Source organism: Opitutales bacterium (assembly GCA_013215165.1).
Classification (GTDB): domain Bacteria; phylum Verrucomicrobiota; class Verrucomicrobiia; order Opitutales; family JABSRG01; genus JABSRG01.
On record JABSRG010000077.1, the window covers coordinates 1 to 12,865 of the forward strand.

The 12,865-nt window shown below is 47.6% G+C and carries 9 protein-coding genes; 3 read left to right on the forward strand and 6 right to left on the reverse strand.

Translation table 11 applies throughout. The annotated features are described in order from the left end of the window. Positions 1-437: 437 nt before the first annotated feature. The gene (locus tag HRU10_13760) at positions 438-1,286 is read right to left on the reverse strand and encodes a DUF3891 family protein (protein NRA28296.1); all 849 of its coding nucleotides are present in this window, start codon (positions 1,284-1,286) and stop codon (positions 438-440) included. Positions 1,287-1,359: 73 nt separating this feature from the next. Between HRU10_13760 and HRU10_13765 the strand changes: the two genes are divergently transcribed. Further along, positions 1,360-2,796, forward strand: coding sequence for a DASS family sodium-coupled anion symporter (locus tag HRU10_13765; GenBank protein ID NRA28297.1), 1,437 nt, complete (start codon positions 1,360-1,362; stop codon positions 2,794-2,796). A gap of 269 nt (positions 2,797-3,065) precedes the next feature. On the opposite strand, the gene HRU10_13770 is transcribed toward HRU10_13765, so the two are convergent. Beyond that, positions 3,066-3,482, reverse strand: a complete 417-nt coding sequence (locus tag HRU10_13770; GenBank protein ID NRA28298.1) for a hypothetical protein — start codon at positions 3,480-3,482, stop codon at positions 3,066-3,068. A gap of 1,650 nt (positions 3,483-5,132) precedes the next feature. On the opposite strand from HRU10_13770, the gene HRU10_13775 reads away from it, so the two are divergent. Further along, a complete protein-coding gene (locus HRU10_13775; GenBank protein NRA28299.1) occupies positions 5,133-7,016 on the forward strand; it encodes a hypothetical protein in 1,884 nt (627 codons plus the stop codon). Positions 7,017-7,459: 443 nt separating this feature from the next. On the opposite strand, the gene HRU10_13780 is transcribed toward HRU10_13775, so the two are convergent. The 4 genes from HRU10_13780 to HRU10_13795 form a co-directional block, all read right to left on the reverse strand. After that, a complete protein-coding gene (locus tag HRU10_13780; protein ID NRA28300.1) occupies positions 7,460-8,179 on the reverse strand; it encodes a TonB C-terminal domain-containing protein in 720 nt (239 codons plus the stop codon). Between the two features lie 88 nt (positions 8,180-8,267). Further along, on the reverse strand, positions 8,268-8,690 hold the full coding sequence (locus HRU10_13785; protein ID NRA28301.1) for a biopolymer transporter ExbD: 423 nt from the start codon (positions 8,688-8,690) through the stop codon (positions 8,268-8,270). Between the two features lie 4 nt (positions 8,691-8,694). Next, the gene (locus HRU10_13790; protein ID NRA28302.1) at positions 8,695-9,399 is read right to left on the reverse strand and encodes a MotA/TolQ/ExbB proton channel family protein; all 705 of its coding nucleotides are present in this window, start codon (positions 9,397-9,399) and stop codon (positions 8,695-8,697) included. A gap of 557 nt (positions 9,400-9,956) precedes the next feature. Further along, a complete protein-coding gene (locus HRU10_13795; GenBank protein NRA28303.1) occupies positions 9,957-11,354 on the reverse strand; it encodes an extracellular solute-binding protein in 1,398 nt (465 codons plus the stop codon). 47 nt (positions 11,355-11,401) lie between these two features. Here HRU10_13795 and HRU10_13800 point away from each other — a divergent pair, with 47 nt between their 5' ends. Continuing rightward, positions 11,402-12,682, forward strand: a complete 1,281-nt coding sequence (locus tag HRU10_13800; protein NRA28304.1) for a HAMP domain-containing protein — start codon at positions 11,402-11,404, stop codon at positions 12,680-12,682. Positions 12,683-12,865: the final 183 nt, after the last annotated feature.

Here is a 12,865-nt window from a genome sequence, read left to right on the forward strand (position 1 = left end):
ACGATTTTTTCTTTCTTAGCTGCCTTCATTGGTTTCGATTTCGTGTATGAAATGACAACCTATTTCAGGACGACACAATCGTGTTCGTGATCGTTGTCGTGTTCGTAATCGAGACTCCACGGGTTACGAATTTTCGTGAATCTTGGAATTGGGGACAGATCTTTTGAACAGCGGGGCTAATGTGGATTTGGGGTTTTCGACAGAGATAGCGACAGCGATCAGGACTTTACACTCGCTGGCAAAAACCAGCTCCTGGGAACGTCGAGCTCCAGCTCGGCATCAATCGCCCGCAAGAAAACGATTCTGGAAGTGTAGCATTCCCGATAGAACCCCCAGTTTTCCGTTTTTAGAAATTGGCGTCTATTCGCGTTTATTCGCGGATCAAAACGAACTCCACGGATTAGCCTGAACCACAGATCGACAACGACAACCGGCGATTAGGACTTTGTAGGCTGCAAGTAGAGATACCCTGACTCATTGCTCCGGAAGCGATAATTCCAAAAAATATTGGGTGCCGTATCTAACACTTCTTGGTACTCTTTGTCGTCGGAGAATGTTGTCCGAGGAAGCCGCCGAGCGTTCACACTCAAATGCACCTCGGGAACTGCAAACGGATAAGGATCGGCCAGATACAAACCGTCCCCTTGGTAGCTGAATCGAATGCTGCCGTTTGCATCGCCCGAGAGTAGCGGCACGGGCTCGATCACAAAGCTTTCCGCGATGCCTTTGGAAAGTAGGAGCCCCAATCGATCCCATACCTGCATGAGGTGGTAGTTTGTCCACAAAACTTTGTTATCTAAGCCTTGGATATTTTCTCCTCCCTCGTCTTCTATTTGGGTTCGGAGAGTGTCTCGAAAAGCTTCGCCATCCGCCAAATAGGTCTTCACTGCTTGTGCTTCTTCAGGAGAACGGGTAGGCCGCACCATTTCTGCATCGGTTCCGTGTCGACCGTTATAAATGCCTGTTCCGTGAAGGCTGAGCATCAGGCCTCCATAGGGTTCGCGCTCAGATAAATAGCGTGCGCCTTCTCGATAGAGTTTCACGTGAGCATCGTAGGGTAGGCTAGCGTAGTCGTAGGGTATGCCCGAATCGGGATCGATCCGTGGGCGATGATCGTGATAAACCCAACACAGGTCATGTTCCGCAGCCATGACGAGCATGGGGCGGCGGGGCAGCGGCAAAGCAACGGCGTCTCCGCCCCAATTCGCCGCGATGATGCCGACCAGTGCGCTGTGCTCAAGCTGAGTCACCGCGTGGAAACCGTCTTTATTTTGAGATGTAATCACGATGTTGCGAAAGCACCTTGCAAACCAAACTAAGTCTGGCGCTCACAGCCTAGGCAGGTAAACCTGGCGAGCTATGAAAAAGGCTGTCGTCTCCGTTTTGCCCTTTGTCGTGCTGCTGCTCGAAGTGTTCTTTGGATTCTTGACTCGGCTGGGAGAGCCCCAGGCAGTGCTCACACTTTTCATGTTAGCCTGGATGATACTGTGGTGGGTATTCGAGATATTGCCTCTGGGTGTGACCGCGCTCATCCCCATGGTGTTTTTACCGCTGATGGGTCTATCGAGTATTCGGGAAGTGGCTCCGCAGTATTCGACATCGATCATCTATCTCTTTCTCGGTGGTTTCATCATCGCGCGGGCTTTGGAGAAGACGGGGCTCAATGAGCGTATTGCGCTGTGTATTCTAAATGTAACCGGTAAATCCGACCGTGGGATCGTGCTCGGATTCGTGGTCGCTACTGCATTTTTGAGTATGTGGATCAGCAACACGGCGACAACGGTCATGATGGTGCCGATCGCTCTGTCGGTTATTGGGTTTCTGGGCAAAAATTTGCCGGAGTCTGACGCGGCTGACTTAAAGCCTATGGCCTTGGCTTTGTTTTTATCCATCGCCTACGCTGCCAACATTGGGGGCATCATGACACCCGTTGGGACTCCGCCTAATGTCGTTTTTATCGGATTTTTAGATGAGCTCTACGATTATACTGTGGATTTTTGGAAGTGGATGGCCGTCATGGTCCCAGTGGCGGTCGCGTTGCTTGCGGTCATGCTGTTTTTCCTGCGCTGGGTATTCCCCTTCTCACTGCCGATTGATGATCGATTTGGGGACTTCATTAAGGGGAGGCTCGCAGGTCGGGGCAAAGTGTCCAAAGAGCAGAAGCTGACGCTGATCATCTTCTCCTTAGTCTGCTCGCTCTGGGTATTTAAAGAAGTGATTCATAGTCTAGTGGGGAACCGGTTTATCAACGACACATCCGTCGCCATTCTCGGCGGCATACTTCTCTTTCTTATTCCCTATGATCGTAGGGAAAACAAACCCGTCTTAGATATAGATGACATCAAGCACCTGCCTTGGAATATCGTGCTGCTCTTCGGCGGGGGTATGGCTCTCGCCGGTTCATTGAGGGATGCCGGTTTGATTCAGGCTGCGACCGATTTCTTTGCGGCCATGGATATCCAGTCAACTTTTCTACTGGTTCTCGCACTGGCTCTCGTAACGCTATTCCTCACTGAGATTATGAGTAACGTGGCGCTCTGTATGGTGGCCTTACCGGTCATCATGCAACTGGGTGTCGCACAAGGCATCCCGCCCATCATGATAGGCTTTCCCGCAGCAATCTGTTCCAGTTTCGCCTTCAGTATGCCCATATCAACTCCGCCCAACGCCATCGTTTTCGGCACCAATCACGTTCAGGTAAAAGATATGCTGAAAGCCGGGATACCCCTCAACTTCATCGGGGTCGCCTTGGTAATGACAGTCGGCTGGTTCCTGGCGAAGGTGTTTTTTGTCTGAGCCATCTGATGATTAAGAGCTGACGGCTCATCGGCTGTGCTTGAACGCAGTGCAGAGGAAGTAATTTTAGACCTCAAATCTCACAGATGGCCACAGATTATTTACTATTGGCTGCAGAGGTCTTCTCGAGGATCTCTCCAGTGTACTTTAAAACGCATAGCGCATGTGTAGCGGTTCCAATATCGAGGCCGAGGGTGTAGGTGTCTTTGTTAGCGTTTTCCATGATGAGAAGGGATCAAGTTCTGCGCCGCCTTCTCATTCATTCTTGTTCACTCCTTGATAGGAAGACCTATCTCTATCATCAACGCCACAGCATCGTGGATTCCTTTGTAGTAGTCTGCTGAAGATTTTAAATGGTGGTTCGGGACCTGGATATCAAACACCTTCTTTCGGAAATTGTTCAGACTCACCAGCTGTATTGCTGCAAAATGTCCCGAAAAATATGCAGACTGTCTCGTGATCAAATCCCTACTTGTCCGAAGTTCGATGCTAGGCTCTATGCTTAAGTTAATATCACTCGAATATAACACATTCTCATTAATCGAGGCATGCAATTTTTTGCCTCGCTCAAATGCGCTCGTGAAATCGCCTATACGCCCGAGTCGTTCATCAGCTCTCATTCCTGATGGATCAACACCAAGCATTACCGACGAGCTATGCTCTAAACCATGGAGATAACCATCCATATAGGCTTTCGGATCGATAGGCTTGACTGAAGTGGATATCCCCAAACAGCAAAACGCAGATATCAACAACAAATAGTGGATTTGGCACATTCTTTTAGTGAACGTAGAGGTGCCCTGATGGCGGCGCTAGCCGACAACGGAGCGACCGGCTAGAAATGGCCTGCCGGTGGTGCAGTTTGAACATCTGGGGTTGAAATGGCATGTCTCCTCTCAAAAGCTATTAGCAGGAACTGTGCGATAAGGATAATCCTTCACCAAATGCTTCCTTGATACTTTCTCTGCGCCTTGAGCTAAGTGGGCGCGAGGTAAAATCTCTTTAAACCACGGATTTCACAGATGTGCACAGATTTATCAGGGTACTTTTTTCTCTTCATCCAAGTGCTGGCTGTAATCAGGGGTTTCAAAGATAATTCTTTCAAGAGGCTGTCATTGATTGAAACAAGGCAGGTGGCTTTTCGATCCGTTACTTGTTGTTTTTACCGAGCCCGAGTCCGGACAAATTCATTTCCATACGCTGGCTATTTTGACTGGTTAACACTCGTTCTGCAAATAGGGTTCCAAGTCTTGCCTAACCTCCTCTTCTAGTAGACCCACTGTAATCTCTATTCCAGCACCTTGATTTCTTGGGTCTGGGTCAATCATGCCAACGTAGACTTCTTTTACTTTTCGTCTCGCAAGTTCTTTCGCGCATAAAGTATTCGATGTCCTCATGTTTCATTTCCCTATCTAACAGTTAATATTATATCAACGCATTGTTCTGATATCTCTGGAGTTTCATTTTGGTTGGGGTAATGAGATGGAAGTGGCTGAAAAATCATGTATTTGGTCGTGTGCTTCGCGTGCGCGGATCGATAGTGTTAAAAAGTTACTTTGGCATACTGGAGCGAGGAAAAAGACGCTGGGTGTAGGTCTTTGGGGGAAGAGTCCGCTTCGATATGGATTGGCCGTGTTGTTACAGTTGAGCTGGGAACTTTCTGTATGAAATTGGTATCGATTTCATCTATCCGCGAATTCACGCTAATCTCTTTCCTGTTCAGGCTAGCGGCGTATTCGTCCGCTCACCCGAAGGCTCAGCGAAAGCCCTGCGTGAGCAGGGATGGCAGTTTTACGACTTCGTCGCCGATACCCAGCACTCATGTGCCATTGGGCTACCGAAGCCGCGATAGTCGATCGGTTTCTCGATGATGTGGATCGCGTGATGGGATAGGCCATGGCCAGCAGTCTGTTAGAGTCAGACCAGTCAATACTAACTCGGTTATCGATGTCGTCGTATCCACGCCAATGGCTCGTGGACAACCCATTACATCAATCAAAGAACACGTAATGCTAACGCTGCTCGCAAACGGTAAGCTAGTGGAAACTGCGCGCTGGGATGGTGAAAAAAGACGCATCGAGGTTTCTGTCTACTCCAACGGTAGACTCTGCCTTCGCCATTGGGAGGCCGAGAGAGAAAGATCGTCCTTCGGAGCCATTTCGACAGGTAGTCTCATCATAATAGATATTGCTGGAAATCAGAGTTTACTTGTCACGAGAATCAAAGAAGACAAAGAAATACCATTTATCTTATAAAAGAGAATGAGTATGAATCGAAGTAGTCAAAAATTATGCCTAATCCATTATGGGGGTTTCTTGTCATCTATCAGATCAATTTTGGCAGTATTCATAGCTGGTCTTTTGCAGACGCCTTTACTTTCAGACGATCTTACTTTCCTGCCGGATGAAACTGTTCGTAGCTGGACAGGGCCCGAACTACGCCCAATGCCATCATTCCCAGAGAATCGAATTCGAGTCCTGCCCGGCGATGACTTGCAGTTTATCCTAGACAATGCGAAACCGCGAGATGTTATTTCATTAGCTCCTGGGATCTATACAGGTCGTTTGATAATAAACCGATCAGGAGAAAGTGATGCACCGATCAGCCTAATATCAGATCCACTGGGAGAGGCTATTATCTCAAATGCAATTGTGATTGAGGAGACCTGGACTCGTGCGGACGAACTATGGCAGTGTGACCTAGATTACACACCGACTTATGTTGAAGTCGATGGAAGATTGTTGCAGCCATTCAATGGGGTCGAGGATCTTCTAGAAGGCCGCCTGCCTAAAAATAATGGCCAATGGCAAGAGCAAGTCCCTCCAGAAGGCTATTGTTACGAAGGGGGTAAATTATATCTGAAATTACTTCTAAACGAATACCCCAAGCAGGTTCGCATTCACAGACCTTACATGGTAGACCCACCTAGCCACGACTTAATTGAATATCACAAAGTTGTCGATAGGAGTTGGGTCAAAGACTATGATAAGTCGATTTTAGATCGCCGTGAAGGTTGTCTCATTCAGGTCAAAGCCCCTCACTGGCGAATCCATGGCATCAAAATGGATTTTGCACCAGAAATCGGAATTTTGGCCACAGAGGAGGCAGACGATTTACAATTGAGTGACCTAATTTTCACCGATACGTTGAAAGGAGTTATTATTAGGGGGGCTGATGATGTATTGGTCGAACACTGTGAATGGCATTTATTCCCTCGTTTCCAATGGGCGCGTTGGGCACAAAGTAAATATGGGAGAGTGTTAGCGGCATGGGGACGAGTTATTGCTGCAAGTTTCATCGAACATCATGGGCTGCGTCACCGTATTATAAACAATCATGCCTATGAGGGCTTTGATCTTATACGACCAAGGCCAAGTAATAGTCGTGATCCGAAGGACATGTCAGAGATCGCTTACAATGTCTTGAGAAGTGCTGCCGACGAATGCATTGAATTCGATTCCAAGCCCACGTTGAATTTAAGAGTCCATCATAACTTTGTTATGGATGCCGTGAGCGCTTTAGCGATATCACCGGTTTTGAAAGGACGGCTTATAATTGATCACAACATTGTATACCAGAGTAGAATGGGACTCAATAATTGTGCTCTGCTTAAGTGGTATATGATTCCAGCCTGGAGAAAATACGAACTACCAACAAGTGGAGTCACAATAGTGCATAATACAATGCTCAATCCGAATAAGGCATTTGTATGGACAGGACAGGATCATTTTTTTGATGATGTACTCATCGACAACAATATATTTAGAGTATGGCAGGCGCATTATTGGCCATACAAAGGAATGACATTAAGCCCAAACAATCTTTACCGGGGCACCATAAATAAATTGGATCACCTGACACATGCGATTCGAAATACTGAACCTGGATTAGTGAGAGCGCCAAGATTTCCAAACAAGCCAGAGGCTATGCCATTTGTCGGTTTTTATGAAAAACCAGAGCCAGATAAAGAACCTATAGACTTTCATCTAGCATCAGATTCTCCATGCATTGATTCCGGTAGCTTGGGTAATGACTTAAAGTACGGACATACCAGTAAAGGTGAATCTTCTGATCTGGGAGCCGTGGAATATGGAACTGAATGGAATTTTCCGCGTCCTGGACCAAGGTGGATGAAAGAACATAACTCTTTAAACACTGCTCCACTTCCGCCAGAGATTCACCCGGGTTGGTTGGGGCTCGAGTATCCTTCTCAACAATAGCATACCTTAACCTACCTTCCCTTAACGGTCATACTGCGATGCAATGTCTTTGAGGGCTTCAACGATGGGTTGATCCTCGACGCTCTTGCACTTGGACCGCCGAATTATGAAGTGGGTCTGAGACTTGAACTTTCTTCACCTCGCGATGAAAAGATAAAACGGTCGTTTTTTGGGGGCGCGCTGGGCACTCTGTTCATAAGCTTCACATTGGCTTAACCTATCCGCTAATGGACGCGAATCCACGCTAATTTATTTCCTGATCCGTTGGTTGCGCGAGAGGATTCTTTGAAAGTGGAAGAGAGAAGAGGGTGCAATCGAAGTAATGGGGACTCATTCTAAATCATCTTCATCTTCGGAAATTGCCCGATAAATCTGATGATTGGTTTGTTACACGTCAACGCGACAGTGCGGCTGGACTATTTTCTTTTCGATATCCGGGCGGATTACCTCAGAGCAAAGGGAATGGTATAGGTATGTGGCCGCTGATCTGGGGGAGGGGGCAAATCCCTTAATTGCTCAAATACTTGCTCGATGCTCGCGTCAAACTGCGCCAATCCCGAGCGTCGGACCCAACGATACTTTACAACCCGACCACGCCCATCGATTCGAAATTCGATCTCGGCGACTAGACTCTGAGCGGGAAGTGATGGGTCGGGATTCCAAAGACTGTTGATGATGCCGCGAATCTTCGCTGGGTAGGCCTGCTGGGCCGCCGACGCGTGGGTGTCATGGTCGGTGTGAATGTCTTGATTCGCGGCGTTGTTGAGGCGGTGCCGAATCGCTGAAGTGTCGAATTGAGGAATGTTTACCGTTGGGCGTGTGGGCTGACTGCGAGGCGCTTGTGTCGGCGTCTGGGGTGTGCCGTGCATCCGGCGAAACTCCTCGATACTCATCCGCTTCGGCTCGTTTTTGACCGGACGCGGTGTTGGTGTGGGTTTCGGGATAGTAATCTCAGCGGGTTCGGGGATGGGCGGGACGTCGAGTTCTTCGAGCTGGCTGAAATTCAAATCGGGCTTGGGTAGACTGGGTTCAGGAGTCGTCTGCGTCGGTGCGTTTGTCGGTTGTGCGGGAGCCGTTGCATCATCGGGTAAATCCACCATTTCGAAGGTGAAAGGAATCTCCTCTGGGCGCGAACACGTTGAGGCAAAGGCGAATAGCGCCAAAGCGCCTAGGGCGGAAATGTGTAATGCCCCTGAAAGTTGGAATGGCGACCAAGTATGTGGCCGCAGAAACCACTGAATTAACTGCGATCTATTCGACACGTGTATCCAGACTCACCTTGCTCAGCTCGTGTTCCCTCAACCAACTTAGCACATTCACCACCCGTTGATATTGAAAGGCAGCGGTGGCATCGGCGCGGACTCGAATAACCGGAGGATCTGACTCTGAGGCGAGGTCAGCGATGATGGCCTGCAGCCTCACGGAGTCGACTTGCGTTTCGCCCCAGTAATAATTCCCTCCAGCGTCGATGGATACGGTCTCCACGCGCAATTCTGGTGAGGGCTGGGCATCTTGATTATTCTCCACTGGGAGGTCCACAGGGATGGTTTGCTCCAGCAATGGCGTGGTGATCATGAAAATAATCAGCAAGGCAAATGCGAGGTCGATCAATGGCGTCACATTGATCTCACTCACTGCACTCATGCGGTCCTTGCGGTGAAAATTTCGAGCCATCTCTTCAAATGTCGATCTGGTGTGCTTCCAATTCGATGCGATCAGCCACTGTACTGGCAAAATTCTCCAGCTCAGTGATCGCCAATTTGGTTGAAGTCAGAAGGAAATTGTAACCGAACACAGAAGGAATGGCGACTAACAACCCAGCGACCGTGGTGAGGAGCGCTCCACTCACGCCCGGAGCGAGTGTCTGTAGAGTAGCACTCGACTGCGATATAGAGCCAAATGCATCCATCACTCCCCAGACCGTTCCCAAGAGTCCCAAGAACGGAGCCCCTGTTACGATCGAGCCCAGCAGCACCATCTTTGTTTCGTATTTCATGGTTTGCTCGGCTACGGCGCGTTGCAGTGCATTTTCTACATGGCCCATCCGCAGCTGAAGCGCATCGATTGTTCGATTCTGTTGCTCAGGTTCAGCCTGGTAACGATGGAAAGCAGTGATTGCCTCGGAAACTAAGAAGCTAAAGGGGCCTTCTCCCCATTGCTTCCCAAAGGATGATGCATCGATCTGGAGCAAAAGTGGAACTTGGCTCGCTGTTCGTTCAAAAGACGCGTTCGCAGTGCGTAATTTTTTCAAGTCCAGGAACTTACCAATCATCACAGTCCAGGCGAGCAGGCTGAATCCCATCAAAACCAGAATGATTATCTTTCCTGCGAAATTTGATTGTCCGAAGTAGGTGAGAATGGCGACGGTGTCGAAAGTAGTCATCAATACGCCTAGGTTGAAGTGGCTCTAGAGGTAGATCAACTCATGATTCAGCTGGAAACAAAGTGGGGCGTGATTTCGATCGATGTCAGCAGCCTGTTTTGGTGAGAACTTCTATCCGTAATATTCAGCTTTTTGGCTGCGCTTATCCCTTATGCAGTTAGGCAGTCAACGGCCCGGCGCTTTCGGCGAAAACGCCCTACCTGAAACGGCATCGGGTAGGGCAGTCTCTCCGAGGGGGCCGAATTCCAGATGCAAGATCGATCTACAGTGAGAATCACTGTCGTCATGTATTTTGCGAAGAGAGACTGCTTTAGTCATCAGTCGAAATTATGTTGCGCCATCCTTAGCTCGTTGAGTGGGAATGTCACTGGGACCCGAAACACGGACCAATCAATAGAAAGGAAAGAATCAGAAGCCAGTGACTGAAACCCTCAGTTCAAACACAGCGGGTATCGACTCGAATTCGATGTCGGAGCTTTGAATGAACCACTGGAAGATTCTCTATCTCATCGCAACCATTAAAAATGGTGGGTGGTTCGCTAGGTGCTCTTCGAGACTCAACTCAGGGCATGCTTTATGTGTTCTGGATATAGTGATTTCAAAAACGACCATTGTTTCATCTGTGAGTCCCTGCCAATTTCATCTGTGATATCATCCCATTTCTTTGCCGCGATGTCTAATGAGAGCTGGGGAGAGAGGGTGCCCTTGAGTGCTAAATTGATACTTTCTTTGAGTGCAGCGAAGTAGTCACGATAACCATGCATATAAAAATCGGGGATGGCTCTGGTCATGCTTGATTTGTGAATTTTTAGGAAATCCGTACCGTATGTATCAATGATATCAGGATTCTCATAATGCTCTTTGCGAAATGGGTCGAAATAGCCTTCTCGTTGACTCACAGAACTGGCTGAAAGTGCAGGCAAAGAGGCGTAAAGCGTAAAGAGGAATGCCAGTTCGGGGTTCTGCGAAAAGTTGGATACAACATAATTCCAACCCCAGTTGAAAAATGGGGCTGTAAATTTCACCCCATTGAGGGTGCCTCCCGGCAATTCACCGAATACGAAAGGTTTTTCTGTTTTAGAATGGTTGCTTCGAAGAAATTTCTGTGTGCCGCCCCAGCCAATATTGGCGAAGCACTTTCGGTCAGCATATAGCTTCCAGTTTTCAAATAAGCCATTTGTGAAGGCACTTGGATGCTGGAAATCTGAGCTCTTGATCATCGCTTCTAGAGCTTTAATTCCCGACTCGTTATTGATCAATGGATTCAGGTTGTCGGAGAGTGGATAACTTCCGTTTGCGTGAAAACGAATCCACCACTCCCAAACTGTGTAATCTATACTTCGATAGAGGCAGCCGCCGTATAATCCTTCTTTTGGCCTATGAAAGTGAGCCATCATGGCATCAAGCTCATCCCAGGTCTCTGGGATTTTTAGAGCGTAGCCATGGGTATCTTCAAAGCGCTTGGATTCCTCTGGATTTTCAATATAGAGGCGGTTGTAGAACATCACATAAGCATCGCCATCAGTTTGGTAGCCGAAGAATTTCTCTTTGTAATAATCTCCAGTGGAAAACAGCATGTCGCTATGGATAGACTCAGCCGCATATTTACGCTCGAAGAGCGTTAAGTCTTTCAAAGCTCCAGCTTCTACAAGATCCGGAATGCCGAACGTTGCGGGTATGGCGATGTCGAACGCGTCTCTGTCAGTAATTACGTTTAGACCAATTGTGCTGTTTATGATATCTACATCGGCTGATTTCAGAAGGATTTTGATTCCGGTATTAGCACTGAATGCATTAATGATCGGTTTCAGATTCGCTTCGCAGCCTTGTGGATGCAATAGGGTCAGATGCGTCCCTTTAGGCAATGACAGCGCTTTAATCGCTTTGACGATTTCTGCGTGATTATCGCCGAGGGCGCCTTCAGGGTCTTTCGCTAGGCCGGTTTTAGCGAACAACGAAAGAGAGGCTAAGCTCAGCCCGGTTTGGCGCAAAAATATTCTGCGTGGGAGAATCTTTGAATCGTGTAGGCGCACAACCAAAAGAAAGGAGTTTTACAGGTATAAACGGATGCCGTATGACATTTCAAATGAGAGGAAAGAATAAGGTAGCGCAGATGTCCAGTATTGGATCCCTGCTAGTATTGAGTTATTTATCTCTCTCATTGATAGGTTTTTTAGCGGTTTTCTTTGCGTGGAAAGGTTTGCAACGCATTGACCAAAGTGGCCGAGAGGTCTCTAAGTTTGCGATCCCGCTTTTGGTGAATGCTTTCCGCCTTTCGGATGCATCTACTCGTTTTGTCAACTTGACGAACGATACACCGATTGCGGAAACTACCGATCAGCTTTCTGAATACGTAAAGGCCGTGTCTGCGGCTCGCTCTGAAGTTGAGTCCAATCTGTCATGGTTGAGATCTCTTGATTTAGACGATGATCGAGTCAGACGAATTTCTGGATTATTTTCCGAAATTTTGTCCAACTATGATCGCTCGATTGTGAAAGTCAGAGATCGTTTAACTCTTAACCGGCAATTGAATGAACTAGACGATGCTTTGGAAGTTGCCTTTCGCAGGGTACAAACCGATCTCAATGTTCAGAGTTACCAAAGTGAGAGTGATATAAATTCGGGAAATATCGATAATTCAAGTACTGATATCCCTTCGCTCTTTTCTCAAATTGAGTTGATGAGAATTACTCTTTCACGGGCAATCTTGGCGGAGTCTGAAGCATCAGTTTTAGCGTATAAAGCTGGATACATTCAGAACATGAGATCTCTAGTGAGCGATTTGAACCGTGGAGCAGCAGATCTTTTCGGTGAAGCGGCTAAACAAGAAATATCATTACTGCTAGATCAGCTCAATAGTCAGGATTCGGGAGTATTTCCGCTCAAGGCTCGCGAACTTGCGATCATAGACGAATTAGACGACTTAACGGGGCTTAATACGGAGGTGTCCGAAACCTTACAAAACAACATTGCTGAACTCGTCGCTTTGGCAGAACGTTTTGTAGCTGAACAATACAAAAACGTAGAGTCAGAGCAAAGATCGGTAGTCACCACACTCACTGTATTCGATGTTGTCTTGGTCTTATTTCCACTCGGAGCCGTTTTCTTATTTATACGACCCAAACTACTCAAGCGTCTTAACTACCTGTCATCAGCAACGGATGAGATCGCTCGGGGGCAGTTGGATGCTAAGATAGAAACCTCAGGTAATGATGAAATTTCAGGATTAGCGGTTGCGTTGGAGCAATTTAGGTCTGACCTTTTGGAAAAAAGGCAGGCGTAAGTCTCCCTAAGAGAGACTTTACTCGAACTATCGACTTTTAAGAAAGCTTTGGATCGGTTCGCGATTGTTGCTAAGACAGATGTGTCTGGAAGTATCCTCTACGTGAATCCGGTGCGTCAGGCCAAGCCTGACTTCTCTAATGATCTGAAACGAAATCATCATGACAACTAGGTATCCATCATG

Coding starts and splice junctions, on each gene's coding strand:
- HRU10_13765 (NRA28297.1), top strand. CDS start 1,360: ATGAAAAAGGCTGTCGTCTCCGTTTTGCCCTTTGTCGTGCTGCTGCTC.
- HRU10_13770 (NRA28298.1), bottom strand. CDS start 3,482: ATGGATGGTTATCTCCATGGTTTAGAGCATAGCTCGTCGGTAATGCTT.
- HRU10_13785 (NRA28301.1), bottom strand. CDS start 8,690: ATGGCTCGAAATTTTCACCGCAAGGACCGCATGAGTGCAGTGAGTGAG.
- HRU10_13790 (NRA28302.1), bottom strand. CDS start 9,399: ATGACTACTTTCGACACCGTCGCCATTCTCACCTACTTCGGACAATCA.